At 61.1% G+C, this 26,002-nt stretch carries 26 protein-coding genes; 14 read left to right on the top strand and 12 right to left on the bottom strand.

Annotated elements, in window-relative coordinates:
• Positions 1 to 124 precede the first annotated feature (124 nt).
• The 3 genes from GPL81_RS28425 (at position 125) to GPL81_RS28415 (ending at position 3,729) form a co-directional block, all read left to right on the top strand.
• Positions 125 to 1,216, top strand: coding sequence for an MFS transporter (locus GPL81_RS28425; RefSeq protein ID WP_246218996.1), 1,092 nt, complete (start codon positions 125 to 127; stop codon positions 1,214 to 1,216).
• A 285-nt stretch (positions 1,217 to 1,501) separates the two neighbouring features.
• Positions 1,502 to 3,175, top strand: a complete 1,674-nt coding sequence (locus GPL81_RS28420) for a BCCT family transporter (protein WP_160109418.1) — start codon at positions 1,502 to 1,504, stop codon at positions 3,173 to 3,175.
• A gap of 281 nt (positions 3,176 to 3,456) precedes the next feature.
• Positions 3,457 to 3,729, top strand: a complete 273-nt coding sequence (locus GPL81_RS28415; protein ID WP_177435561.1) for a DUF2790 domain-containing protein — start codon at positions 3,457 to 3,459, stop codon at positions 3,727 to 3,729.
• A 44-nt stretch (positions 3,730 to 3,773) separates the two neighbouring features.
• On the opposite strand, the gene GPL81_RS28410 is transcribed toward GPL81_RS28415, so the two are convergent.
• The 5 genes from GPL81_RS28410 to GPL81_RS28390 all read right to left on the bottom strand — a co-directional run bounded on the left by GPL81_RS28410 (position 3,774) and on the right by GPL81_RS28390 (position 9,973).
• Positions 3,774 to 4,703, bottom strand: coding sequence for a LysR family transcriptional regulator (locus GPL81_RS28410; RefSeq protein WP_160109417.1), 930 nt, complete (start codon positions 4,701 to 4,703; stop codon positions 3,774 to 3,776).
• A gap of 109 nt (positions 4,704 to 4,812) precedes the next feature.
• Positions 4,813 to 5,763, bottom strand: coding sequence for an aldo/keto reductase (locus GPL81_RS28405; RefSeq protein WP_160109416.1), 951 nt, complete (start codon positions 5,761 to 5,763; stop codon positions 4,813 to 4,815).
• A 128-nt stretch (positions 5,764 to 5,891) separates the two neighbouring features.
• Entirely contained in the window at positions 5,892 to 7,358 is a 1,467-nt protein-coding gene (locus GPL81_RS28400; protein WP_160109415.1) for an efflux transporter outer membrane subunit, read from the bottom strand.
• An 18-nt stretch (positions 7,359 to 7,376) separates the two neighbouring features.
• On the bottom strand, positions 7,377 to 8,855 hold the full coding sequence (locus GPL81_RS28395; RefSeq protein ID WP_160109414.1) for a DHA2 family efflux MFS transporter permease subunit: 1,479 nt from the start codon (positions 8,853 to 8,855) through the stop codon (positions 7,377 to 7,379).
• Positions 8,856 to 8,857: 2 nt separating this feature from the next.
• Complete coding sequence (locus tag GPL81_RS28390) at positions 8,858 to 9,973, bottom strand: HlyD family secretion protein (RefSeq protein ID WP_160109413.1); 1,116 nt, start codon at positions 9,971 to 9,973, stop codon at positions 8,858 to 8,860.
• Between the two features lie 212 nt (positions 9,974 to 10,185).
• Here GPL81_RS28390 and GPL81_RS28385 point away from each other — a divergent pair, with 212 nt between their 5' ends.
• Both GPL81_RS28385 and mug read left to right on the top strand, forming a co-directional pair.
• Positions 10,186 to 10,812, top strand: a complete 627-nt coding sequence (locus tag GPL81_RS28385; protein ID WP_160109412.1) for a TetR/AcrR family transcriptional regulator — start codon at positions 10,186 to 10,188, stop codon at positions 10,810 to 10,812.
• A 7-nt stretch (positions 10,813 to 10,819) separates the two neighbouring features.
• Positions 10,820 to 11,329, top strand: coding sequence for a G/U mismatch-specific DNA glycosylase (mug, locus tag GPL81_RS28380; protein WP_160109411.1), 510 nt, complete (start codon positions 10,820 to 10,822; stop codon positions 11,327 to 11,329).
• Here the strand turns inward: mug and GPL81_RS28375 are convergent.
• From GPL81_RS28375 to GPL81_RS28350, 6 genes are all read right to left on the bottom strand, one after another.
• On the bottom strand, positions 11,323 to 11,844 hold the full coding sequence (locus GPL81_RS28375; protein ID WP_160109410.1) for a cytochrome C: 522 nt from the start codon (positions 11,842 to 11,844) through the stop codon (positions 11,323 to 11,325). The genes mug and GPL81_RS28375 overlap by 7 nt on opposite strands.
• Before the next feature lie 176 nt (positions 11,845 to 12,020).
• Positions 12,021 to 12,542, bottom strand: a complete 522-nt coding sequence (locus GPL81_RS28370) for a methylamine dehydrogenase light chain (protein ID WP_008062110.1) — start codon at positions 12,540 to 12,542, stop codon at positions 12,021 to 12,023.
• A gap of 18 nt (positions 12,543 to 12,560) precedes the next feature.
• Entirely contained in the window at positions 12,561 to 13,196 is a 636-nt protein-coding gene (mauD, locus tag GPL81_RS28365; protein ID WP_160109409.1) for a methylamine dehydrogenase accessory protein MauD, read from the bottom strand.
• 5 nt (positions 13,197 to 13,201) lie between these two features.
• On the bottom strand, positions 13,202 to 13,741 hold the full coding sequence (locus GPL81_RS28360; RefSeq protein WP_160109408.1) for a MauE/DoxX family redox-associated membrane protein: 540 nt from the start codon (positions 13,739 to 13,741) through the stop codon (positions 13,202 to 13,204).
• Positions 13,742 to 13,754: 13 nt separating this feature from the next.
• Entirely contained in the window at positions 13,755 to 14,903 is a 1,149-nt protein-coding gene (locus tag GPL81_RS28355; protein ID WP_160109407.1) for an amine dehydrogenase large subunit, read from the bottom strand.
• Positions 14,904 to 15,216: 313 nt separating this feature from the next.
• Positions 15,217 to 16,689, bottom strand: coding sequence for a sensor histidine kinase (locus GPL81_RS28350; RefSeq protein WP_160109406.1), 1,473 nt, complete (start codon positions 16,687 to 16,689; stop codon positions 15,217 to 15,219).
• Positions 16,690 to 17,023: 334 nt separating this feature from the next.
• Between GPL81_RS28350 and GPL81_RS28345 the strand changes: the two genes are divergently transcribed.
• The 9 genes from GPL81_RS28345 (at position 17,024) to feaR (ending at position 24,918) form a co-directional block, all read left to right on the top strand.
• Positions 17,024 to 18,187: an acyl-CoA dehydrogenase family protein gene (locus tag GPL81_RS28345; protein ID WP_160109405.1), complete on the top strand. Its 1,164-nt coding sequence runs from the start codon at positions 17,024 to 17,026 to the stop codon at positions 18,185 to 18,187.
• Positions 18,188 to 18,219: 32 nt separating this feature from the next.
• The gene (locus tag GPL81_RS28340) at positions 18,220 to 18,591 is read left to right on the top strand and encodes a hypothetical protein (RefSeq protein WP_160109404.1); all 372 of its coding nucleotides are present in this window, start codon (positions 18,220 to 18,222) and stop codon (positions 18,589 to 18,591) included.
• A 3-nt stretch (positions 18,592 to 18,594) separates the two neighbouring features.
• Positions 18,595 to 19,080: a nuclear transport factor 2 family protein gene (locus GPL81_RS28335; protein WP_160109403.1), complete on the top strand. Its 486-nt coding sequence runs from the start codon at positions 18,595 to 18,597 to the stop codon at positions 19,078 to 19,080.
• Entirely contained in the window at positions 19,077 to 20,198 is a 1,122-nt protein-coding gene (locus tag GPL81_RS28330) for an amidase (RefSeq protein WP_160109402.1), read from the top strand. The genes GPL81_RS28335 and GPL81_RS28330 overlap by 4 nt, the downstream gene beginning before the upstream one ends.
• Positions 20,199 to 20,220: 22 nt before the next feature.
• The gene (locus tag GPL81_RS28325) at positions 20,221 to 21,504 is read left to right on the top strand and encodes an aromatic ring-hydroxylating oxygenase subunit alpha (protein ID WP_160109401.1); all 1,284 of its coding nucleotides are present in this window, start codon (positions 20,221 to 20,223) and stop codon (positions 21,502 to 21,504) included.
• A complete protein-coding gene (locus GPL81_RS28320) occupies positions 21,501 to 22,001 on the top strand; it encodes an aromatic-ring-hydroxylating dioxygenase subunit beta (RefSeq protein ID WP_160109400.1) in 501 nt (166 codons plus the stop codon). Before GPL81_RS28325 ends, GPL81_RS28320 begins: the two co-directional genes overlap by 4 nt.
• Before the next feature lie 10 nt (positions 22,002 to 22,011).
• Positions 22,012 to 22,752 carry an SDR family NAD(P)-dependent oxidoreductase gene (locus GPL81_RS28315; RefSeq protein WP_160109399.1) on the top strand — a complete coding sequence of 247 codons (741 nt, stop codon included), beginning with the start codon at positions 22,012 to 22,014 and terminating at the stop codon, positions 22,750 to 22,752.
• Between the two features lie 139 nt (positions 22,753 to 22,891).
• Positions 22,892 to 23,842 carry a PDR/VanB family oxidoreductase gene (locus tag GPL81_RS28310; protein WP_160109398.1) on the top strand — a complete coding sequence of 317 codons (951 nt, stop codon included), beginning with the start codon at positions 22,892 to 22,894 and terminating at the stop codon, positions 23,840 to 23,842.
• A gap of 155 nt (positions 23,843 to 23,997) precedes the next feature.
• A complete protein-coding gene (gene feaR / locus GPL81_RS28305; RefSeq protein WP_160109397.1) occupies positions 23,998 to 24,918 on the top strand; it encodes a transcriptional regulator FeaR in 921 nt (306 codons plus the stop codon).
• 257 nt (positions 24,919 to 25,175) lie between these two features.
• On the opposite strand, the gene GPL81_RS28300 is transcribed toward feaR, so the two are convergent.
• Complete coding sequence (locus tag GPL81_RS28300; protein ID WP_121102607.1) at positions 25,176 to 25,805, bottom strand: response regulator transcription factor; 630 nt, start codon at positions 25,803 to 25,805, stop codon at positions 25,176 to 25,178.
• Between the last annotated feature and the right edge of the window lie 197 nt (positions 25,806 to 26,002).

The following is a 26,002-nucleotide window of genomic DNA, read 5'->3' as shown; positions in this document are numbered from 1 at the left end:
CCCGTCGCCGCGCCCACCACTCTAGCGCGACCGATTGCTCCGCGCACGGCAGCCCACCGGCATGACCCCCTGGCCGCCCCCCCGCCAAAGTTGTCCGGCGGCGGCAAAGCCGGCGGGCGGTGGGTTGAGGGCCCCTATTCCCCGGGGAGGGGTGTGGGGCGGGGGGGCGGGGCGCAGCCTGATCGCGCAGGTTGGGCACATTCGAACCTATGCAGCCTGCGCCGGAATCATTGCCGCGGCGGTATTGGCCCATGAGTTCAGCACGTCGCTGCCGTTGTGGCTGGTGCTGCGGGCGTTGGTCGGGATGGCGATGATGTGCCAGTTGATGGTGATCGAGAGCTGGCTCAACGACCGGGCCAGGACTGAACAGCGCGGCGGTGTCCTGGCGTTGTACATGGTTGCCAGTTACGTCGGCATGATGCTCGGTCAACTGGCCTTGAGTCTCGATGAAGGGTTGGGCATCGGTGCGCTGCTCGCGGTGGCCATGGTGTTCGCCCTCTGTTCGGTGCCGGTGGCGCTGACCCGAAGCGCGCACCCCACGGCGGTGCCGGCGGCATCCATTGACCTGCGATTGTTTCTGCGGCGGATTCCGCAGTCGCTGGTGACCATTCTGGTGTCCGGGATGATCAACGGAAGCTTCTACGGGCTGGCCGCAATCTATGCCAGCAAGCAAGGGCTGGGCACGGCGCAGGTCGGTCAGTTCATGGCATTGACCATCGGTGCCGGGTTGCTGGCGCAGTTGCCATTGGGCTGGCTCTCGGATCGCTTGCCCCGCGCCAGCCTGATCCGCGCCGTGGCAGTGTTGCTGATCGTCGTCAGCCTGCCGCTGGCGTTCGATCAAGCCCCTTCGTTTGCCACCTTGCTGTGGTTTGGCGCGGGCATCGGCTTCCTGCAGTTCTGCCTTTATCCGTTAGGGGTGGCACTGGCCAATGACAACATGGAACCGCCGTTGCGCGTATCGCTCTCCGGCATGCTGTTGATCACCTTCGGCGTCGGCGCCTGTATCGGGCCGTTGATCGCGGGTGCGCTGATGGAATATCTCGGGGCCCCGAGTTTCTACTTTTTCTACGCCGGCAGCGCACTGATGCTTGCGCTGTTCGTGGGTCAGAAAAAAATCACCGGCAAGCACCTGCAAAAGGATGCGCCGCTTCATCACCCGGTGACACCCAACGGGATGGCCAGCTGTAGGAGCGAGCTTGCTCGCGATGGTCGTTAACGATAACGAGGGCTGTCTGTAGGACCGCGTTGTCCGGGCGTTTTTCGCGAGCAAGCTCGCTCCTACAGGGTTGCAGGTGGTTTTATTAATGCGTTTTTCTCATGAGTCGGTGACTAAAAATGGTTTGAGCGGTGGTCAGGTTTCAATCATCTTGGCGATGCTGCCAAAACCGAGATAGTCCGGAATAACCTGCGGATAAAGCGCTCTGGTGTCATTCGATACCCGGCGGCAAACATCCTGCGGAACAGTAACTACACCCTTAAACAAAAACAAAAGGGGAAAACAATGCGTGCGCAATCCGGCATGTTGAAAGGCTTGAATCCGAATGTGACAGTCGCTTCCATATTAGCGGTGGTCACCTTTGTTCTGTTTTGTGCCTTCAAAGATGAACAGGCATCCAAGGCCTTTCAAATGGCTTCGGTGTTTATCCTGCATAACTTCAAGTGGTATTACATCGCCCTGATCAGCGGTGTACTTGGTGTACTGCTTTATATCTCCATCAGCCGTTTCGGCAATCTTAAACTGGGCGCCGAACATGACCGGCCCGAGTTCAGTTTCGCCTCATGGATTGCGATGCTGTTCAGTGCCGGGATGGGCATCGGCCTGATTTTCTGGTCGGTGGCCGAACCCATGCTGCATTACGCCGACAACCCGTTCTCCAAGGGTTTGACGGATGAGTCCGCCACCCTGGCCATGCGTATCACGCTGTTCCACTGGGGTCTGCATCCGTGGGCGATTTTCTCCATGATCGGCCTGAGCCTCGCTTATTTTGCCTACCGTAAAGGCTTGCCGCTGGCACTGCGCTCGCTGTTGTATCCGTTGATTGGCGACCGTATTTATGGATGGATCGGGCATGTTGTCGACATCATGGGTGTTGTTATTACCGCCTTCGGTGTTTCCCAGTCTTTGGGGCTGGGTGTTGTTCAGATCAACACCGGGTTACATCAAGTATTCGGTATTCCGGTGAGTGTCGGGTTGCAGTTGTCGATTATTCTGTTTGTCAGTGTTGTGGCCTGTATCTCGCTACTTGCCGGACTGTCGAAAGGCATGAAGCGTATCTCCACCCTCAATATGTATTTGTCCTTCATATTGATGTTGGCGGTACTTGCCATTGGTCCGACTCGCTACATTCTCAATCTGATGTTTGAGTCCACCGGCGACTATGTGCAAAACATCGTCGGCCTGAGTTTCTGGATGGACACGCAGAAAGACACCGAATGGCAAAACTGGTGGACCGCGTTCTACTGGCCGTGGTGGATGACCTGGGGGCCTTTCGTGGGGTTGTTCATTGCGCGCATCTCCAAGGGCCGCACCATCCGCGAACTGGTGATCGGGGCGCTGGTGGTGCCGACCCTGGTGACCATCCTGTGGATGTCCGTATTCGGTGGCGCGGCGCTGAAGAATGAACAACTTGACCGACAGGCTTACCAGGCTTCCGTCGCGACTCAAGGCGTGACTCAAGAGCAGCCGAAGTTCGAAGGCGGCACGGTACTTCTCGCCACCAAGAAAGAAACCACCGCTGCCATGTTCACGTTGCTGCAATCGCTCGATGGCACAGCCATTGGCGCCGCACTCTCGATTCTGGTCTGCGTCCTGCTTGGTGTGCACTTTGTCACCACGGCGGACGCCGGAACCCAGGTGTTGTGCACCTTGTGTGCATTGGGCAGCACCAATCCGCCGAACTGGATCAGGTTGCTGTGGTGCATTCTGGAGGGGGCTATTGCGGCGGGGCTGTTGTTGGCCGGCGGGTTGAAAGCCATTCAGATGGCGAGCATTGCGGCGGGGTTGCCGATTGCCATGTTGCTGCTGGTGATGTCGTACACACTGATTCATAGCTTGCGCAAGGAAATGCCGAGCGTGCCGGCGTGGACGCCTGCGCTGGATGGATTGGCGGGGCAGGGTGAGCGTCGTGATACGGAATCTGGCATGGGCAAGACGGCTTCGCTGACCGCCGCATAAGCTTGCTGTTCATCTCTGCTGTAGGAGCGAGCCTGCTCGCGATGGACGTCAACGATAACTCGCGCCAACTGAATGACCGCGTTGTCCGGACGTTTTTCGCGAGCAGGCTCGCTCCTACAGGGGGGAGCGTACCTGCTCACCCCATTCCTGCGCATTTTGTTAACAGTGTTTGTCCTGCCCGGCGCTGTTTCGCGCCCATCCAAACCCCTAGCATCGTCTCTACCGAATGAACCTACGCAAGCGGTTCACAAGGCCCAAACTCCAACGAGACGGTGAATACCATGAACATTTCAAAAATTGCGATTGTTCTCGCGCTCAGTTGTATCGGCGCACAAGCCTTTGCCGAAGAAAGCCAGGCCAAGGCACCCACCAACAAGACACCGATCGAGACCTACACCTACGGCTCGAACCTGGACATCAAGAAGGTCATTACCGTCAGCGATGTACCGAACGAGTGCGGGCCGGTCCCGGCGCAAATGACCTATGAAGACTCTCGGGGTCAACGCCATGTCCTGCAGTATCAAGTGTTGGGCAGCGGATGTTCGAACGGTTGAGGGCTGTGCGGACGGTGGAGGGTCGACACTCCATCCCGAACGGTTTATGACGAACGAGCAATTTTTTCATCGGCAGCCAGCAACCCGGGAATGTAGTCCTTGAGAAACTCCACCCAGGTTTTTATTTTTGCATCGACGAATTTTCGTGACGGATAGATCGCAAACAAATTCAGCTCTTCAAAATGATACTCGGGCAGTACCCGCACTAACGTTCCCGCCTTGAGGCCGGCAACGGCAGAGGCGAGTGGCTGAATCCCGATCCCCATGCCACGGCTGATGGCAGTGGTCATGGCGTCGGCGGTATTGACGTGAAATGGCGATGCCGGGGTGCTAACGGTCTCCATGCCTTCGGGCCCTTCGAACACCCAGTGTTCAGCCGGCATGACCGTGTTCACCAGTCTCAGGCAATCATGTGCAGCCAGTGAGCCCGGCGTGTCGGGTATTCCGCGTTTCTCAAGATAGGTGGGCGAAGCACAGAGAATGCTGTAGGTGATGCCGAGCCGCTGGGCGACGAATCCCGAGTCGGGCAGGTCGCGCGCCAACACGATCGACACGTCATAGCCTTCCTCCAGCAGGTCGGGCAGCCGATTGGTCAGGGTCAAATCGAACAAGACCGAGGGATGCGTCTCGCGGTAACGGGCGATGGCATCGATCACGTAATGATTGCCGATGGCTGACATTGCATGAATCTTCAAGCGGCCAACAGGGTTGACCTGTGCCGTGCCTGCTTCCTCTTCCGCTTCGCGCACCTCCTCCAGAATTCTCTCGCAACGCTGCAAATAGCGTACACCCGCCTCGGTCAAGGCCAGGCGTCGGGTTGTGCGGTTGATCAGGCGTGTCTGCAGCCTGCTCTCCAGGCTCGACACGGCTTTGGACACGTTGGTCGTGGAGGTGTCCAGCAGATCGGCTGCGGCCGTGAAGCTGCCGCTCTGGGCGACCGCCATGAAAAAACGCATGGTCTGGAAAACATCCATCGGTGTCACCTCAGTGGGTCAGTCAAAAATTATAAGGGGTTGGCCGGCACAATGATTCGCCAGGCCAAAAAAAGAGCGGCTGTGTAAAGAGCCGCTCCGGTGTCAGGTATCACTTTTGCTGGGGAATGAATACGGGGACACCGGTTTCAACCACCGAGTTGAAGCGCACCCGCGTGCTGATGTCCTGGCGGATCTCCTGCATGGCGCGATGGGGCAGGGTGGATATGTCCCGGTTTTGCTGAATGTGGCTCAGGGTGGCCGAGGTGGTCAGGAACGCCACGCCGCGTTGCACCGACCAGGCCAGGGCGACTTGTGCAGGGGTCTTTTGCAAGCGTCGGGCGATGCCGGTAATCACCGGTTCTTCCAGCACGTTCGGTTCCAGGCCATGCCCGAGAGGGGCAAAGGCCACGACGATGATCCCATGCTCCCGGCAAAATTCGAGCAGTTCCCATTCCGGCAGGTAAGGGTGGGATTCGATTTGCACCACGGCAGGTTTGATCCGCGCCACGGCCACGATGTCTTTCAGCGCCTCAAGAGTGATGTCGGACAAGCCGATGGACCGGCAGCGGCCTTCATCCACCAGGCCTTCGAGTGCACGCCAGGTTTCGATCAACGTCACGCCCGAGTCATAGAGGACATGGCCGAACACGTCCCGGGGGTACAGATCGTCTCCGGGTTGAAAGGCGAACGGAGTGTGGATCAGGTAGCAATCGATGTAATCCACCTGGAGGCGTCGGCAACTGGCCTCGAAGGCTGGCAACACCCGCTCCGGACGATGGTTGGTGTTCCACAGTTTGGTGGTGATGAACACCTCTTCGCGCCGTGCCTTGCCCGCTTCGATAAACGCGTGCAGGGCAATGCCAACCTGTTCTTCGTTGCGAAAACGCTCGGCACAATCGAAATGACGGAAGCCGTTTTGCAGTGCGTGGGTGACCGCCTGTGTGGTGACGCTGAGGTCCTTGAACAAAGTGCCGAACCCAACGGCGGGCATCGGTCCCGCACCGTTGTTTAGCGTAAATCGGGTATCGGCAAGTTCATCAAAGATCGGTTCGTAGGACATGTCTGGATTCCACTCAGGTTCAAAAAGATACCTGTAGGAGCGAGCTCTGCTCGCGATGGTCGTCAACGATGACGCGGGTTCTCTGAAAGAACGCGGCGCTCTCGAGTTCATCGCGAGCAGGCTCGCTCCTACAATGGGTTGCGTGTTTCGCGACTGGCCACTTGTTGATCGAACACTCCGACCGAATTCCCGCCCAACGCCACGAACAACTGCACCGTGTCGAGATACCGTGAGGTCTTCACCCGGATGTAGCCCAGCAACGCCTGCTGATAAGCCCGTTCCGCTTCCAGCACCTGAAGGATGCTGTTTTCGCCCTGGGCGTAAGCCTGCTGGTTCAGGCGTGAACTGGTCTCGGCCGCGCGCAACGCGTCTTCCTGCGCACGGAATTCCTCGGCGTCATGGTTGATGGCCTGCAATGTGTCGGCGACCTGGCCGAACGAGCTGATAACGGTCTGCTGGTACCCGGCCAGCGTTGCGTTGTAACCCTCTACGGCAGCCTGGCGTTCAGCCTTGAGCGTGCCGCCGTTGAAGATTGGCCCGGTGATCCCCGCCGCGAAGCCCCAGAGTGCCGCGCCGCCATTGCCGGAAGCGGCCTGGACCAGCGACGCCGACAGCGTCACCTTTGGATAGAGATTGGCGGTTGCCACGCCCACGGCGGCGCTGGCGATATGCAGCTCGGCCTCGGCTTGCTGCACGTCCGGCCGGGAGTGCGCCATTTCTGAAGGCAAGCTCACCGGCACATTCGCCGGCAAGGTGAAGTCGGCCAAGTCGAACGGCGGGGGAATCCAGTCCGCCGGACCTTTGCCGGTCAGGATCGACAGCGCATGGCTCGCTGCATCGCGCTGCTGGGCCAGTGGCGGCAATAGGGTGCGGTCCTGGGCCAGTCGCGTTTCGGCCAGCGACACGTCGATCTGCGTGGTGGTGCCATTGATATGCGCGGCGCGCACCAGTTCGAGGTTTTTGCTGTCGTTGGCCAGCAGTTTGTCCACGGCCTGTATCTGCGCATTGGCCGACGCCACCAGCAATGCCTGGCTGGCCACATCGCTGGTCAGCTTCAGGTACGCCGCGTCGTAACGGCGTTTTTGCAGATCGGTAAAGGCTTGCTGTTCTTCGACCTGGCGTTTGTTGCCGCCGAACACATCCAGGTCGAAACCGACCCGTGGCCCGATCGCATAGAAGTTGTTGATCGCAGGGTCCTTGGCGTTGTGCGTTCGCTGACGACCGGCCGCTGCGCCGAAATCGACCTGCGGATACAGCGCGCCTTCGGCTGCGGCCACGGAGGAGGACGCCTGGCGGATGGTGGCGTCGGCGGCGACCAGTTCGAGGTTGCCGTCGATGGCGCGGCGCACGACCTGATCGAGCTTGGGCGAACGAAACGCCGACCACCACTGGCCGGTGATGTGCTTGCCGAACTGGATGTGCTGCTCGCCGCTTTGGCCAAGGCGTTGCTCGGCCTGTTGGTCATAGTGCTGCGACGCGCTGTCGGCAGGGGTTTTGAAGTCCGGGCCGACGGTACAGGCAGCGAGGAACACAAACACCGACAGGGCACTGAGCTTGGCGGGGAATGGCGTTTGGAACAGATGACTGGATTTCATTTGGCACACTCCACGAAGCTAGTTAGTCGCAGCGGGTTTGCGAAGGAAGAGAACCAGCGGGCTCACGACGAGCATCGCCACCATCAGAATCTTGAACTGGTCGATCACCGCGATGAACGCGGCCTGGTGGGTGATCAAATGGTTGATCCCCTCCAGGGCCGGCAAGGACATCGACGTAGCGGCGCGATAGGGTGTGATGTTGGCGCCCAACGCCTGATGCATCGCCTGGGTGTTGTTGAAGAAGTAGATCTGCACAATCGCCACGCCCAGGGTGCTGCCGTAGGCACGCAGCAGGTTGTAAAGCCCCGTGGCTTCAGGGCGCAGAGCGGGGGCCAGGGTGCTGAACGCTACCTTGGCCAGCGCCGCCATCGACATGCCGATACCGAACCCCTGGAGCGCGCCGGCAATCGCCACCGGCGGCCAGTCCATCAACGGTGAGTAACCGAGCATCAGCCAGTTGGCATAGATCACCAGGGCGACGCCAATGGCCACGAACAACCGGCGGTCGAAACGCTCCGGCAGACGCATCGTCAGCAGGAACGCGCCCACCATGCCCGCGCCACGCGGCAGGGTCAGGGCGCCGGTGGTGTCAGGTGGGTAGCCGAGGATTTCATCGAGCATCGGCGAGGTCAGGGCCATGGTCGACAGCAGCACGAAACCGATGGCGAAGAAGATCAGCGTCGACAGCACGTAGTTGCGATCGCGCAGCAGGCTCTTGTTGAAGAAATGCACGTTTCGGGTCATTACGTGGACCAAGAACAGATACAGCCCCAGTCCACAGGCCAGCGCTTCGATCCAGATTTCCGGCGAGTCGAACCAGTCCATGCGTTCGCCACGGTCGAGCAGCATTTGCAGGCTGATCATCGCCACTGTGAAACTGGTGAAGCCAAAGAAGTCGTAGGTCGGCGCCTTGTCGGCTTTCTTCTCGGCCAGCAGCAGCGCAATCACCATGAAGATGTAGGCCGACAGCGGCAGGCTGATGTAGAAGATCGGCCGCCAGTCGAAATGCTCGGCGATCCAGCCACCGATGGCCGGGCCGGTGGCAATGCCCAGCAGCACCGCTGCTGTCAGGGTGACGCCGAATTTCATGCGTTTTTCCGGTGCCAGTGTCTCCAGGGCAATCCCCATCGACAGCGGCCCCAACACACCGGCGGCCAGGCCTTGAATGATGCGGGCACCGATGAACTCCAGCGGCGTCGTGGACACCGTGGCCAGCACCAGGCCCAGCATGAAGAAAGCCAATGCAGCTTGATAAACCCGCTTCAAGCCAAAGCGCGCGGCAAGCCACTGGGCAATCGGCAGCGTGATGGCGCTCGCCGCCAGGTACGCGGTGAAAATCCATCCGGCCTGGTCGTCGGTCATCGACAGCGAGCCTTGAATCAACCGCAGTACCGCGTTCGGCAACGGCAGGTTGGCCGACTGCATCCAGGTCGCCAACAGAACGGCGAACCTGAGCGAGCCTGCGGCACCTGTATCTGGAGTCGTATTGGCGTTCATCACTAGTTACCTGCGGTCAACAGCGATTTGAGCGGGCTCCACCACGGCGTGCGGTGGCCGGTATCGACCTTGACCGTGGCGCTGGTGCCTGAGAACAGCGGCAGGGCAGGGTCCATGTCATCCAGTTCGAGACGCACAGGTACCCGCTGGACCACTTTCACCCAGTTGCCGGTGGCGTTTTCCGGCGGTAGCAGGGAGAAGTCCGAGCCGGCACCGGGGCTCATGCTGGTGATATGGGCCTTGAACACGCGATCCGGGTAGGTGTCGATGCTGATGGTCGCTTCCTGGCCCGCACGCATGTGCGTGACCTGGGTTTCGCGGAAATTGGCTTCGACCCAGATTTCGTGATCGGAAATCAGTGCAAAGGCGGGTGCGCCGTTATTGAGGTAGTTGCCCACCTGCAAATCGTCGACTTTGGCGACGATGCCGTCGGCCGGTGCATAAACCGTGGCGTAGGAGAGGTACAACTGCGCCTCGTCCAGCTGCGCCTTGGCCTCGCGCACCGTCGGGTGGCTGTCGGCTTCGATGTTCGGGTTGCCGTTCAAGGCCACTACGGTGCTGGCGATCTGTTGTTCGATCGAGGCGATGCGCTGCCGGGAAATCTTCATGTCGGTTTCCGAGCGCTCGTAAATGGCACGGGACACGAACTCGGTCGCCACCAGTGCTTTTTTGCGTCCGAATTCCTTTTGATCGAAGTCGGCGGACTCTTTGGCCGATTGCAATTCCGCCTGTTGCTGGCGGTAGCTGGCCTTGAGGCCATCGATGCGCAGCCGCGCGACGCTGAGCTGGGCCTGGGCGCGGTCAATGGCGATCTGCAACGGCTTGGGGTCGATGCGAAACAGCACATCGCCCTTGTGTACCTTTTGATTGTCCTCGACCGCAATGTCCACGACCTGCCCGGAAATCCTGGCGTTGATAGAGGCTTTGGCCACCCGGGCGTAGGCGTTGTCGGTGGTGACGAAGGGTTCGCCCGCCACGTATTTGGTGTAGCCGATAATGGCGGCGAGGGCAGGCACGCCGAACACCAGCCATGGGCGCAGTTTTTCCTTGAACGGCTTCTTGATCCGCTCGGGCTGCTCGAAAGTCTGCGATGCCGGGATGTCGAACTGTTTGGTCATGACGAATACACCTCAAAACGAATAATTGCTGTGAGAAAGCAAACCCGTGCGCGGTGAGGAGGGTTGCTCCGCCTCGCGTGTTTCGTCGCCGCAATACCCGGTTCGAGCTTCGCTTCAACAAACGTGAAATTCAGGAACTTCTGGTTCCTTAATTTTGTGCGATGGTGTAAGAATATCCCCGTACCCACCCTTCCACAAGGATTTTGTACGACATGGCACAAAATAAAGCTACAGAGGGCAAAGGCCGCGGACGGCCCCGCGCCTACGACCCGCAAACCGCGCTGCTGCAAGCGCTCGATGTGTTCTGGAGCACCGGCTATTCCGGCGCGTCCCTGGACAGCATCGCCACCGCTGCGGGCATGAATCGCCCCAGCCTCTACGCCGCTTTCGGCGACAAACATGCGCTGTACATCAAGGCGCTCGAGCAGTACTGGGAGATCGCCGCCGCTGATATGCAGGCCGCGCTGATGGATAACGACCTGCCATTGCGCGAAGCATTGATACGTTTGTATGAGGGGCAGTTGTCGATCTACTTCTCTGGCGAAGGCCAGCCGCGTGGCTGCTTCGCCATCGGCACGGCGACCACCGAGGCGGTCGAAGACCCTGAGATACGCGAGGTGCTGTCAGACCGGCTCAGCCGGCTCGACGCCGATCTGGAAGTGCGCCTGCGAACAGCCAGCGAATCCGGTGAGTTGAAAGGCGATGCCGATGTGGCGGCGCTGGCTGTACTCGCCTCATCGCTGCTGCACAGCATTTCGATCCGTGCACGGGCAGGCAAACCGCGTGAAGAACTGAGCGAGCTCGCGCGCAATGCCGTCAACGTGATCTGCGGCGGCTGAGGTCGATGTGAGCGAAGGACTCGAAGACATTCTGGCCGAACGGCTGGCGGTGATTTTTTGTGGCATCAATCCGGGGGTGATGGCCGCCGCCCAGGGTCACCATTTTGCCGGGCGCGGCAATCGCTTCTGGCGCACCTTGCATCTGGCCGGCTTTACGCCCATCGAGCTGTGTCCGGAAAATGACCGGACGATTCTGCAATATCACTGTGGCTTGACCGCCGTGGTCGAGCGACCGACGGCGCGGGCCGATCAGCTATCACAGCATGAATTCATCGCGGCGGCGGGGGATTTCGAACGCAAGATCGCCCGTTATGCGCCACGCTGCGTGGCGTTTCTCGGCAAGGCGGCGTACTCGGCGCTCTCGGGGCAGCGAGAAGTGGCGTGGGGGCTACAGGAAAAAACCTTCGGCAATGCCGCCGTATGGGTCCTGCCCAACCCGAGCGGACGAAATCGCGCCTTCAGCCTTGAACAACTGGTGCACGCGTATCGCCAACTCAGGCTGACGGCCGCTCAGTAGTTCATGCCGTCGTCGATGGCGATGCCTTGCGCACGCATTTCCTTGATCAACCCGGCGCGGGTGCCGGGCAGGTTGAGCATGGTGGTGGCACGCAATGCCGTGATTTCTTCGGCGGTGTAAGGCTGGTAATGCTCGGGCATGCTCGCACCCGCCATGCCGTCTTCGCGCATCAGCCAGTTGAGCAAGTCCGCCAGCTGAGCGTTGTTCAGCGCCGATTGCGACATGCCCGGCACGCGCACGAGGAATTCGCGACCGCCGGGGACTTTCAGGAAGTTGCCGACAAAGCCCTTCATCCGCGGCGTGTCATTGGCGGCCGAACCCGTGCCGTCACCCAAATGACAGCCGGCGCATTGCAACTGGTAATTCACCCCCACGCTGTAATTGGCCTGGGCGATGGGTGTTTGCGGCGATTCGTTTCCCGGTGCGTGGTGCTGGTTCGGGTTGGGGATGGCCCGGGCATACACCTGCGGGGTGATGAGAAGGCAGGCCAGGCCGAGGATTAGCAAATGACGCATGACAACCCCTCTTATTGTTGTGACGTAAAACCTGTAGGAGCGAGCCCTGCTCGCGATGGACGACAGGACACCGCGGGGTGCCAGGCTGCCAGCGTTATCGTTGACGTCCATCGCGAGCAGGGCTCGCTCCTACAGGGAAAACCACCGATTGCGTGGGCAACCGGCGGTAATGCGCGTTAAACCGCCACACCACGAATGATCGAAACGGTGCAGTGGTAGATGTGCGATTTGGCGGCCAGGCACCAGTTCACATCGTTGTTGTTGAACGGGCGGTAGGCCGGTTCTTCACTGTCGTTACGGGTGCAGGCGCACTGGGCGCAGCTTTGTTTACCGCAGCAGTCGTTGTACGAAATGATGTAGTCCTTGCCGTCGGCCGGGTTGCGGCAGGTGCCGATCCAGGTCACTTGCGAGGCCTCGGTGCCCGGTGGGCAGGAGGTCACCGAACCGCCGCAGCAGCTGCACAGAAAGCCGTCGATGGAGCAGTAGCGCCAGTAGTCGCAGCTGTTCGGATCGCCTGGGTCGCCGGCTTTCGGGTCAGTGGCGGCCAGCGCCTTGCTGGTACGGTCCAGCGGCAGCAGCACGGGAAGAGCGGCACCGGCAACGATCAACGAGCCCATGCGTGCCAGCAGTTTGCGGCGCGAAGTCGTGTCGGCAACACGGCGCGAGGAGCGCTCGAACAACAGATCCAGCAGTTTCATGTAGGTCTCCCTGCCTTATCAGTGGCTATGGCCGTGGCTGTGGTCATGGTTGTGAGGGTTATGCTCTTGAGGCTGAGCGTTGAGGTACTGCTGCAAAGTGGCGTGCTTGAGGTGTTCCACTTCAAACAGGCTATCCAGGTGCTCGCGGGAGTTCACCAGGCCTTTGGCGCGCAGGGTGCCGGACTTGTCGATCAGCGCGGCGTACGGCAGCTTGCCGATCTGGTAGGTCATGCCCACTTCCGGACCGACCACGTAGGTGGCGTCTTCCAGTTTGTGTTCGCGGATCAGCGCTTGCTGGGCGTCCATGTCGCCATCGCTGACGAACACCACGTCAAGGGTGCTGGCCTGTTCCTTGGCGATCGACTTGATCGCTGGCAGCAAGGACTTGCAGATCGGGCAGGTCGGCGAGAGGAAGAACAGCAGTTGCGATTTTTCACCGGCATAGCCGAAGTTCACCGGGCGGCCATTACGATCGGCAGCGGTCACTTGCGGTGCGGCTTCGTTGACAGCCACGCCTTTGTCCATCATCAGTGCGCCGGCCGGGGCGAGGCGACCATGAAGCACGCCAATCTGACGCACCAGGCCCATGACGACGAACGCCACGGCCACCAGCAATACCCAGAGCAGAACATTGGAAACTATCAAGCCTTCCATTTTGATTACCTACCAATCAATTTGAGCAGAAGAGGGGAGTTCGCCAGCAGGCCATCGGCCGCGGCGTAAATGAGCAATGTGACGGCGGCGGAGGCCAGGGTCACGAAGGCATCGAACGCACTCATGTCGCGGGCAGCCGGTGCCACGCTGGCCACCAGCGCCAGCGCCACCAGCGTGCTGTTGCGCAGCAGCAGGACCGGGCGCAGCGGTTGCGCCTGGTCGGGACCTGCACAGCCACAGTCGATGTCGCGACGACCTCGCCACAGGTTGATGCCGATGGCGGCGCCATACAGCGCCAACAGGCTGGCGGCGCTCAACGCCGCCCAATGCCGGCTGACCGGCACCAGCAGGGCGAAGGCGATGGCCAGTTCCAGCAGGGGAATCAGCCGTGCGACCGGGCGCACCAGCGCTTCGGGCAGCAACTGATAGTCGCCAAGCTGTTTGCGAAAGCGAGCCGGTGCCCGGACCTTGTGGGTCGCGGCACTGGCCAGCAGCACCGCGATGGCGATGGCGCTGGCAATGATGAAGATCGGATCTGATTGCATGGCCGAATCTCGTTTAGTAGCTCATGACTTGAGTCGCGGTTTTCGCGACCTTGGCCATGGCGCCGGTGTGCTGGTTGGTCTTGAGATCGAAGATCTGCAAACCGCCCTCGACGTCAGCACCCAGCAGCAATGGTTTGTCGTCGCCGGTAGCCTGCATGCTCCAGATCGGGGCCGGGGCTTCCAGGGTGGCGATTTTCTTGCCGGTCTTCAGATCGAAGGCCCAGATCAAGGTGCTTGGGTCTTCCCACTTCATCGCTTCGTGAGCGTCATGCATCAGCACGTACAAGCGGTTCAGCTTCGGCGCAACGGCCATCAGCTGCCAGCCGCCCGGTGCCCAACCGGCCTTCTTCTCTTCGTCGGTGACCAGCGACCAGCTCGGCAGGATCTTCGGCGCATCGCCGCTGAAATCCACGGCGCGCACGGTGCCGGTAGTGGTGGTGAAGTAGTAGGTGTCGCCGACGTTGACCGCACGCTCCACCAGTTTTTCCGCGTTCGGGTCGAAGAACGGCGTGCGGCTGCGCGCGGTTTCCTTGCCTTCGTCGTTAAGGGTCACCACTTGCAGGCTGCCGTCGCCGCACAGCGAGGCGAACTTGCGCTTGCCGATCGGGTAGTTGAGCACGCAACCGGGAATCGCGATTTCCGTGGCAACGGCTTTGGACTGGGTATCGACCACAGTCACCGAAGTGGACGGGGTGAAGTTGTAGACGTAGACAAAACGGTCATCCCCGCTGGTCTTCAGGCCGTAGCGCTGGGTCAGCGACTCGGCGCGCTTGTTCGGAATCAGCACTTCCCAGGCCGGCGACAGGGTCGAGCTGTCCCAGGCGGTCAGCACATCGGTGCGAGTGCCGCGGGTGCCACGGGAATACCAGATGTCGGCGGCGTAGATGGTCTTTTTGTCATGGCTCAGGGCCGAAGGCGCGGCAAAGCCGGTCGGCACCATGCCCAGAACGCGTTTCTGGTCAGGGTCGACCACGGTGATGCGACCGGCGACGAAACTGTCGAACTCGACATCGACGACGAATGTCCGATGCGGTTCAGCGGGGAATGCCAAGGTAGTCTGGCCGATAGTGTCGGCGGGCAGGTCCGCACGGGCACTGTTCAAGCCGAGTACAAGCAGGCTCAGGCCTAGCACTGACTGTACGGAGATCCTGTTTGTTCGCATAAGGGGAACTTCCTGAATTGTTGGTAACGCGGATCGCGGGTGAGTGGGCAGATTCTGACCAGTGAATAGTGCCTCGCCCGTCCAACTCGGGAATTGCCCTGCCTGCCAAGTGTTTGTGTATCTGTGCCAGTGTCAGGAAATCACTGCCACAACCCTGATTTGCAGGCGCGAGGCTGCCCGTGAAGGCGACCTGATTGAAGTGAGTACGCGAACCTTGTAGGAGCCGGCTTGCTGGCGAAGACGGCTGTCCAGTCAATAATGCAGCGCCTGATAATCCGCCTTCGCCAGCAAGCCGGCTCCTACAGGGGGAGTGTCAGGCGAGGGGAAGGGAGAAGCTGAAAACGGCACCACACGGCTCCAGGTTCTGCGCCCAGATATCGCCCCGATGCCGGCCAATGATGTTCTTGCACAACGCCAGGCCAATGCCATTGCCGCTGACCTTGGACGAGAAGAAACCATCGAACAGTTTCTCCTGCGCTTCGGCCTGGATCCCACGCCCACGATCCTCGATACGCACCAGCGCCACGCCGTTTTCAGCGCTGGCCTGGATGCGCAGCACGCGGCGTTCGAGGGGCAGGTCAGCCATTTCTTCGATCGCATTGAAGGCCAGGTTGAGGATCACCTGGCCGATCAACACCTTCTCACAGCTCACCCGCAGCGGCTCGGGTGACGCAACGATTTCGACCCGTATCAGGCTCGGATCGGCCCGCAGGCTGATGAAATATCGGGTTTCGCGCAGCAATTCATTGAGGTCGATCAGCTCTTCGCTCTGCTCCAGCTTGACCACGTAATCGCGCACGCTCTTGATGATCACCGAGGCGTGCTCGATCTGTCGGACCGCGTTCTGCAAGCCCCAGGCGACGCCTTGATCGGAATCGGCCGCGTTACCCAGGCGAATCAACGCGCCTTCGATGAAATTGCGGGTAGCGGCCAACGGCTGACTGAGTTCGTGAGCAATGGCCACGGCCATTTCGCCCATGGCGTTGTAGCGCGCCAGGTATTCGATTTTTTGTTCGCTGACCCGCCGTGCCTCTTCGGCTTGCACCTGCTCGGTGACGTCGCGAAACAGTAACAAGTGGCCAATCAGGTCATCTTCGATTTCGATGAATCGGCACGTGGCGTCATGCCAGCGCCACTCGCCATCACGCCGCTGCACTTTGTAGTGCACGCTGAACGGCAGGTGCTCGGGCGTCTCGTTGGACAGTTGCGCAAGCAGGCGCTGGTGTGAAGCGTCGTCGCACCAGCCGAGAAAATTCTTGCCGATCAGCTTGTGCACATCGCTGTTGAGCAGATGCGCGCCGGAGTCGCTGATAAACCGTATTTCACCCTCCGGACCCAATACCGCAACACCTTCGGCCAGGTCCTGCATGAACGCCTTGAGCCGGCTTTCGAAGCGCTTGAGGTCGCGCTTGACCTTGTCCTCCCTGGAGATGTCGCGGAACTGCACCATCAACACATCGCGACCTTCCAGGTGCACCAGCGTCGCGACCGCCTCAGAAAGAATTTCCACCCCTTGCTTGGAGCGGTAGCACCACTCGATGGCACGCTGGCCCGTGCGCGCGGCGCCTTCCAGCCAGCGCAAACCCACCGAACGCCGGTATTTCGGCGCATCGCGGGTCATGTCCGGGGCTTTGAGCGGCGTCAGTTCTTCGAGGGTAAACCCCAGTGCCGACAGCGCGGCGGCGTTGGCCCAGAGGATCTCCTTGCTATGGGCATCGTGAAGAATGATGCACAGCGGCATGGCTTCGATCAGGGTGAAAAAGTCGTTCTGTTTAGGCAAGTACATCGCGCAGCCCTTGGCGGCAGGGGGGAGTGAGCGGTGAAACCGCAAGTATGGCGTTTTATACCGGCTCGCGCCCGGGGATGCGCTCAGAGGTAACCGGGGGCGGCCTAGGGGTTTTCTTTAGCCGGGGGGCTGCACGCACCAATAGTTGCGCCGGGGTGCGGTTTTTACACTGGGCCCCAATGCAAGGGTAGCCACGCCGCTGATCCCTTGTGGGAGCAAAGCTTGCTCGCGATGGCGTCCTTGATACCGCCATCGCGGGCAAGCCTTGCTCCCACAGATCAGAAACAGCAACGCGGTGTCACCCCACTAACAATAAGCAAAACGGAGAAAGCCCATGCTGCGTTCAGCGGTTGCGCAACAAGACGCCCCGGTCGGCGTTGACGAGCCTGTCGTCGACAGCCAGGCATTCCAGCACGTGCTGGATGAAGTGCGCCAACGTCGCGATGAGTTCGATAGCGTCTCCCACGTGCCACGGGACATGATCGAGCGCTTCAAGCAGGTGGGCATCTACCGCGCCGCCACGCCGAAATGCTACGGCGGCGACGCCTTGGCACCTGCGAAGTTCCTGCAGATGATCGAGCGCATCTCCGAAGCCGACGGTTCCGCCGGCTGGGTCGCCAGTTTCGGCAGTGCCGGTGTCTATCTCGCCGCTTTGCCACCAGAAACCCTGGCTGAAATCTACGCCGACAGCCCCGATCTGGTATTCGCCGGTGGCCTGTTCCCGTTGCAACCGGCCGAAGCCGTCGAGGGTGGCTGGCAGGTCAACGGCACCTGGAAATTCGCCAGCGGCTGCAAAGGCGCTGACTTGCTCGGTGTCGGCATCGGTGCGGCGGGTGGCAAGCCTCGCACTGCGGTGTTCCGCCCGGATCAGGTCGAGATTGTCGAGAACTGGGACGTGGTCGGCCTCAAGGGCACTGGCAGCCATGACCTGCGCGTGACCAACAAACATATCGATGAGCGCTGGACCTTCATCCGTGGCGGTGCCGCGACCATCGACGAGCCACTGTTCCGTTACCCATCGATTGCCTACGCCGCGCAAGTGCTGGCCGTGGTCAACCTCGGCCTGGCCCGCGCCGCCCTCGACGAAGTCAGCCGCATGGCCAACGGCGGTGGCATCACCGGTGCGCCGAAGTTGTCCGACCGCGCCTACGTCCGCATCGAGATCGCCAAGGCTGAGGCGAAGCTCAGCGCCGCGCGCGGATTTTTCTACAACACCACCGAACAGGTGTGGAACTCGATCCTGGCGGGCAACCCGGTGATGCCGGAGCAAACCAGTCTGCTGCGCCTGTCGGCGATCCATGTGTCCCAGGCCGGTGCCGCTGTGGTGCAGAGCGCCTACAGCCTGGCCGGCACCACGGCCATCTACCTGCGTCACCCGCTGCAACGCTACCTGCGCGACTCGATGGTGGTGACCCAGCACGCCTTCCTCAGCGAAGGGCTGTACGACGGCGCAGGTTCCGTGTTCCTCGGCGTGCCGCCGTTCCCAGGCTACATCTGAGTTTTTTCTCACTTTTTCAAGGTATCCATTTCATGTCGCAAGCCACCCAAGAACCACTGCGCGTCGTCTTCTGCATCGGCATCACCCAGAACTTTTTCGACCTGCCCACCGGCGAAGGCCTGAGCGTGTGGAAGGGCTTCAGCAAAATGATGGCCGACCTCGGCGCGATGCCTGGCATCACCGTGCTCGGCGCGATGGATGACGACCGCCTGATGGTCGGCCCGTCCACCACCTCGCCCTGGACCGTGTACATCATGGCTGACGTCGATTGCCACCAATCGGTGATCGACGCCTGCAACCTGTTCCGCACCACACCGGTGAACGAATACAGCCTGTGGCGCTACGCCAAGGTCGAAGCGCGCATCGGCCGCCCGCTGACCATTCCAGACGCGGCCAAGGTGTAAGCCATGAACGAGGCCTTGCTCCAGCGTCTGGCGACGCTCGAAGGGGAGAGTGCAGTGCGTCGCCTGATGGCGCGCTACATGGACCTGTGCGATGTGCCAAGGGCGCCGACTCACGTCAGCGAACTGGCCGAGCTGTTCTGCGCCGATGCGATCTGGGAAGGCGTGGGTCGCGAGACCGCGCAGACCTTCGGTCAACACCGTGGACGCGAGGCCGTGGCCGCTTTCGTCGGCGGTTATCTGCCGCCTTCGGATCACTTCCAGCTGAACCTGCATTACCTCACCAGCGAGTCGATCCTGGTCGACGGCGAGACAGCGCAGGGGCAGTGGATCATGCAGCAGATCTCCACCTACGCGGATCAACGCAGCGAACTGTTCGGCACCCGTCTGAACATCGATTTTCGCTGTGTCGACGGCACCTGGCTGATCGCGCATTTCCGCACGCAGCGCTTGTTCAGCTCTCATTTATCAAAGCAGGAGCTGACTGCATGAGCACTTTCATCAGCGAATTTCTCCTCGGCGGCAACGGCAAACGTGTTGCCATCAAGGACTCCATCGACATCGCGGGCTACCCGACCCGTTCCGGCAGCCGCGCTTTCGCCGATGCCCCTGCAGCAACAAAAAACGCCGAGGTGGTGGACGCGATACTCAACGCAGGCTGGCAGATCGTCGGCAAGACCAACCTGCATGAGCTGGCCTTTGGCGTCACCGGCATCAACGACTGGACCGGCACGCCGGTTAACCCGCAAGCCCCTGACCGGGTGCCGGGCGGTTCTTCCAGCGGTTCGGCGTCGGCGGTGGCCGCAGGCCTGGCGGAGATCGCCATCGGCACCGACACCGGTGGTTCGGTACGGGTGCCGGCGGCGTGCTGCGGCATTGCCGGGCTCAAGCCCACCTATGGCCGGGTCAGTCGCATTGGCGCGCATCCATTGGAATCCAGCCTCGATTGCATCGGCCCGTTCGCCAGAACCATGGACGATCTGATCGCCGCCATGCAGGTGATTTGCCCAGGCTTCACCGTGCAGGGCCTGCCCGGTGACGGCGCCAAGGTCGGCTTTCTCGACGTGGCCTGCGATGCGCATTTGCAAGCCAGCCTCGGTGCTGCCGCCGACCGTGCTGGCTGGCGTCGCAGCAATCTGCACCTGAGCGAATTCGAAGCCGCCTTCACTGCCGGGCTGACCGTGATCAATTTCGAAAACTGGGCCGCGTTCGGTCACCTCACTGGCCAAGGCCTGATTGGTGCCGACGTGGAAACCCGCCTGCTGGCGGCCAGTCGCACCACCCGTGAAGAACTGGCCCAGGCCGAAGCCGTGCGCATCCGTTTCACCCAGCAAGTGGATGCAGCGCTGGAAGAGTTCGCGGTGCTATTGCTGCCGACGCTGCCGAGCCTGCCGCCAACCCTGAGCGAAGCCCGCGCTGGTAGCAAGGCCGTGGCCGGCATGACTCCGCTGGTACGGCCTTTCAACCTCAGCGGCCATCCGGCGCTGACGGTGCCGGTGGAACTCGATTGCGGCGGGCTGAAAGTCGGCCTGCAAATCGTCGGCCGTAAAGGTCAGGACGAAGTGGTCTGCGCCTTTGGTGCGCAGCTGCAAGCCTCAACTCAATCATAAAAAAAGCCATGAGGAGAACCGCATGAGCACTCATGAATACCGGCTGATCGCAACGTCGAAAAGCCCTGAAGAGCTGGTCCAGCACGACCGTGTCGACGTCTCGCTGTACAACGACCCGGCGCTGTTCGAAGCCGAGCTGGACAAGATTTTCTACCGCACTTGGGTGTGGGTCGCCCACGAAAGCGAAGTGCGCAACAGCGGTGACTTCAAGACCGCGATGATCGGCCGTCGCCCGGTGATCGTCGTGCGGGACAAGAAGAACAACATCAACGTTCTGGAAAACCGTTGCCGCCACCGTGGCGCCACCGTGTGCGAGAAGCACAAGGGCAACGCCACCGGTTTCACCTGCCCGTACCACAGCTGGTCTTACGGCCTGGACGGCAAACTGCGCGCACTGCCATACCCGGACGGTTATGAAGGCATCCTGGAGAAATCCGAGCTGCCACTCACCAGCCTGCGGGTCGAAAGCTACGCCGGCATGATCTTCGCCAGCTACAACGACGAGATCGAGCCGCTGGAAGACTTCCTCGGCGGCGCCAAACACTGGATGGACCTGTTCATGAAGCAGGGCGCCGGTTATCCGATCAAGACCCAGGGCGAACACAAGTTCAGCTTCAAGGGCAACTGGAAGATCCAGCTGGAAAACACCACCGACGGTTATCACTTCCCGATCGTGCACAAGTCGTTCATGTCCTCGGTGGATGAAGAGACCTCGGAAATGCTCTCGTTCATGACCGACGAGCAAGCCGTGACCCACTCGTTGGGCAATGGCCACAGCGTGATGGTGATGGTGCCGGAGCACGTCGATCTGGATCACGACGATGGCACCGAGCAACTGCAAGAGCGTTTCGCCCACGTCACCGAAGAACTGTCGAAGACCATGGAACCTGCACAGGTGCGCCGCATCGTGCGTTCGCTGCACGGCGCCGGGTTCAACCTGAACCTGTTCCCCAACGTGGCCATGTCGATGTCGTTCTTCCGCGTGCTGCGTCCGGTGTCGGTCACCGAAACCGAGATCCGCCACGTTGCCCTGGGCATGGACGGCGGCCCGGAAATCGCCAACCGCGAACGCATGCGTATCCACGAACACTTCCAGGGCCCGTTCGGTTTCGGCAGCCCCGACGATGCCGAAGCCTGGGACCGCGTGCAGCGCGGCTCGTACGCCGGCGTCGACGCGCCAATCCTGGTCAACCGCGGCCTGAACCGCGAAATCACCGCTGAAAACGGCGACAAGGTCAGCCACGCCACCGACGAGGGCGGCATGCGCGGAGCCTACGACATGTGGAAAAGGATGATGAGCCAATGAGCAATCAAGACACCCTGAACGGTTTTTCCGGTCCGTTGGCCCAGGCCATCGAATTCATCTGGCGCGAAGCCGAACTGCTCGACCACAAGAACTACGCCGAGTGGGCGACCTTGTGGAGCGAAAGCGGCAAGTACATCGTGCCGATCGACCCGGACACCGAAGACTTCGAGGCGACGCTGAACTACGCCTACGACGACGCACGCATGCGTGACCTGCGCATCGAACGCCTGACCGCCGGCTACTCGCCGTCGGCGGTGGACGCGGCGAAGACCATTCGCAGCGTCTCGCGTTTCCGCCTGGTGGAAGCGGCGGGCGACATCGTCGAAGTCAACTCGGCGCAGTTGCTGTACGCCTACAAGCGCGGCGTGCACACGCCGTTCGTGGCCGACCTGAACCACCGCATCCGCTTCACCGACGGCGTGCCGACCCTGGAGCGCAAAGTGGTGCGCCTGATCAACTCCACCGACAGCCTGAGCGCGCTCGGCTTCCTGCTGTGAGGGCAACATCATGAGTCGAGTAGCCCTTGTAACGGGTGCCTCGCGCGGGCTGGGCGAATGCATCGCCCGTCGTCTGCACGCGGCGGGTTATCGCGTCGGCCTGGCCGATGTGCGTCTCGAAGGTGTACGGCAGCTGGCCGCTGAGCTGGATGGCAGTGGCGCGACTGCGGTCGCCATTGAGCTGGATGTGCGCAGCAAGGCCGACTTCCAGCGTGCCCGCGACCTGCTCGCCGCGCACTGGGGCGGCACCGACATTCTGGTGAACAACGCCGGCGTGTCGAAAGTCGCGGCGCTGATGGACATCACGCCCGAAGAGTTCGACGAATCGATGGCGATCAACCTGCGCGGTACCTTCGTCGCCTGCCAGGTGTTCGGCGCGCACTTCGCCGAGCGAGGTTTCGGCCGCATCGTCAACATCGCGTCCCTGGCCGGGCAGAACGGCGGCACCGCCACCGGTGCGCACTACGCAGCGGCCAAGGGCGGCGTGGCGACCTTGACCAAGGTGTTCGCCCGTGAGCTGGCGTCGCAAGGCGTGACGGTCAACAGCATCTCGCCCGGCCCGCTGGACTTGCCGGTGGTACGCGAAACCGTGGCCCCGGAGCGTCTGGAACAGATCCTGAAAATGATCCCGGCCGGAACCCTCGGTGATCCGTCGTACATAGCCGACAGCGTCTTGCTACTGATCGCCGAAAACGCCACCTCCGTCACGGGCGCGTGCCTGGACATCAATGGCGGCTTGTTCATGCGCTGAAAGCAGCTGACGCAACACCTGTAGGAGCCGGCTTGCCGGCGAAGGCGTCCGCATGGGCGATGCAAGGCTCAAGGCCGCCTTCGCTGGCAAGCCAGCTCCTACAGAGGTGACCCAAATACAACAAAATTCAGGTGATGCAATGATGAAGGTGAAGATCGAAAGGATCGTCGACGAAGCGCTGGATATCCGTTCCTTTCGCCTCGTGCGCAGTGACGGCCAGCCGCTCGACACCTATGAACCGGGTGCCCACGTCGACCTTACAGGCCCGACTGGAGTGACCCGCCAGTATTCCCTGTGCAGCCCGCCACAGGATCGTCGCGCCTATCTGGTGGCGGTGAAAAAGGAAGCACAATCGCGCGGCGGTTCGCTGGCGCTGCACGAGCAGGTGGAAGAGGGCATGGAGCTGGAGATGGGCGCGCCGCGCAATCTCTTTCGTCTTGACGAAGCCGCCAGCGAACACGTGCTGTTCGCCGCCGGCATCGGTGTGACGCCGCTGTTGAGCATGGCTTATCGACTGGCGGAAAGCGGCCAGCCGTATCGCCTGCACTACTTTGCCCGTTCGGCGGAGTACGCCGCATTCACCGAGCTGCTGGCGACGAATTTTGCCGAAAACGTGGAGTTCCACTACGGCGTCGAACCGGGTGATCTGGATGCCGCGTTGAGCGAGTGCCTGGAACGTGCCGGCGTTGATGCCCATGTCTACACCTGCGGCCCGGCGCCGTTCATGAACAAGGTGGTGGAAGTAGCGGCGCGCAGCCGTTCCGATGACGCCATTCACCTTGAGCATTTCGCGGCAGATCCGGCGGCCAACAGCGCGCCGACCGGCAGTTTCGAAGTGGAGCTGGCGAGCTCCGGGGTGGTGCTTCACGTGCCGGCCAACAGCAGCCTGGTGGATGTGTTGCAGGCACACGGTTGCGACATCGACACCGAGTGCCGCGAAGGCATCTGCGGCACCTGCATCGTCGAAGTACTGGACGGTTTGCCGGAGCACCGCGACAACTGCCTGTCGAACAAGGAAAAGGCGTCCAACAAGCAGATCTGCGCCTGCGTTTCACGGGCACTTTCCGCTCGTCTGGTATTGGACATCTAAGCGCTTATACGGCTGGAAAGCCGACGCCGGAGCCTGTTGAATGGGCGCCCGGCGGCCATCGAGGGAGGTGATGGCTGGAGTAAGAATGATTTTTAGCGAGCCGCTCGACGAAGCGGCCGGAAAATAACAACAAAAACACGTGAGGCTTTGCGGACATGATTACAGCATCGACGGTGCGCAATGAGGCGTTCGAAAGTTGGCTGAGCCAGGTTAACCAGGCCTGCGGGCGTTTCGATGCCCGTGCACTGGACACCGATTTTTATGGCGAGCTGGCGGAATTTCGCAGCGGCGCGATCAAACTCAGTGTGGTCGACATGGCGCACGTGCACCTGTATCGCAGCAGCAAGGACGTCAGCACCAGCAGCGACGGCCACTACTACGCGGTGTTCCAGATGCGCGGCAGCTCGCAGCTGGAGCAGGGCGACAACCGTGCGCAACTGGGGTGTGGCGACATCGCCCTGATCGACGCCAGCCGCCCCAGCGACATGACCTACAACCACGATTCCCGACAGCTGTCGCTGATCCTGCCGCGTCAGGTGGTCGAGCGCGGTTCGCATTTCACGGCGGTCAATTGCGCCACGCGCATCGGCGCCAATAACCCGTTGGCGGCGATGGCCAACCGACTGGTACTTGAGACTCGCCAGCAGGAAGGGCTGGACATGCAGGAAAGCGAGGCGGTGCTCGACGCCCTGGCCAGCCTGCTGTTGCCCGGAGTCAGCGCCCGCGACAGCAACGGCGATGTCCACGAGCGGCAGTTTCGCAAGATCATTGCGTTCATCGACGCGCACCTTAGCGACGAAGACCTGTGTCCCGAACTGATTGCCCGAGAAGTGGGGATTTCCGTGCGCGGCCTGTACCGGATGTTCTCCAAGCGCGGCCTGGTGGTGGCGCAGTACATCAAGCACCGGCGCCTGGATTTCTGCGCGGAAAACCTGCGCCGCTCGGATGTCGAGCAGAAGCTGTCGGCGCTGTGCTACGCCTGGGGTTTTTCCGATTCCAGCTACTTTTCCTCGGCGTTCAAGTCACGCTTTGGCGTGTCGCCGGGTGCCTATCGCAAGCGCTATAGCCAGAATTGATAGTGATTGCCCTGGCCCCATCGCGGGCAAGCCTTGCTCCCACAGTGATCGGTGTCGTACACAAAATCTGTGAACACCATCAATAACTATGGGAGCAAGGCTTGCCCGCGATGAGGGCCTCAAAATCCCTGAGGATCCAGACCCCTCCCACAGTGATCGGTGTCGTACACAAAATCTGTGAACACCATCAATAACTGTGGGAGCAAGGCTTGCCCGCGATGAGGGCCTAAAGATCCCTGAAGATCCATATCCCTATCTCAATGCCGCACCGGCTCCTCACCCGGCAAATGCAGCACCTCGCGCACCAGCATCGCAATGCTGCTCACGCCCATCTTTTCCTTGATCTTGGTCCGGTGCACATCAACGGTTTTCACGCTGATGTTCAGCTCCCGGGCAATCACCTTGCTGGCCTTGCCATCGATCACCAGCATCAGCACCTCGCGCTCGCGGCTGGTCAGCAGGGCCAGCTTGCCTTGCAGGTTCTGGCGCTGCTCCTGATCGGCCTGGGCGTGCACGGCGGCCTTCAGCGCGGCCTGGATGCGGTCGATCATCTGCTGCGGGTTGTAGGGCTTCTCGACGAAGTCCAGCGCGCCGTTCTTCATCGCCGTCACCGACATCGGAATATCGCCATGGGCCGAGACGAAAATGGTCGGCAAGGTGCTGCCGCGCTGGTTGAGGATCTCCTGCAACTGGAAGCCGCTGGTTTCCGGCATGCGCACGTCCAGCACCAGGCAGGCCGGTTGCTTGGGGTCGTACTGGCTGAGGAACTCTTCGGCGCCGGCAAAGCACTGCGCCTGCACGCTGACAGACTCCAGCAACCAGGCCAGCGAAGTACGCAGGTCTTTGTCGTCGTCAACGATGTAAACAATCGGTTTGCGGGTTTGCATCAGGGGCTGCCACGAGAGTTTCTAATTATTGTTATCGCGCGCGAACGCGCGGCACGCATCGGCTCATCTTTTTGGAGCCAGATAGCAGGATACCCACTGTCATCGGCCCTTGCGATAAAGAAACCACCTAGTCGACTAGCGGAAAGCCTAGCTCGTTGTGGTGATCGTCAGAATGGTTGGGCCCAGTGCCCGGCCGT

The organism is Pseudomonas izuensis, assembly GCF_009861505.1.
Classification (GTDB): domain Bacteria; phylum Pseudomonadota; class Gammaproteobacteria; order Pseudomonadales; family Pseudomonadaceae; genus Aquipseudomonas; species Aquipseudomonas izuensis.
Note: the sequence above shows the minus strand (reverse complement) of the source record. Positions and strands in the feature narration are given on the sequence as shown.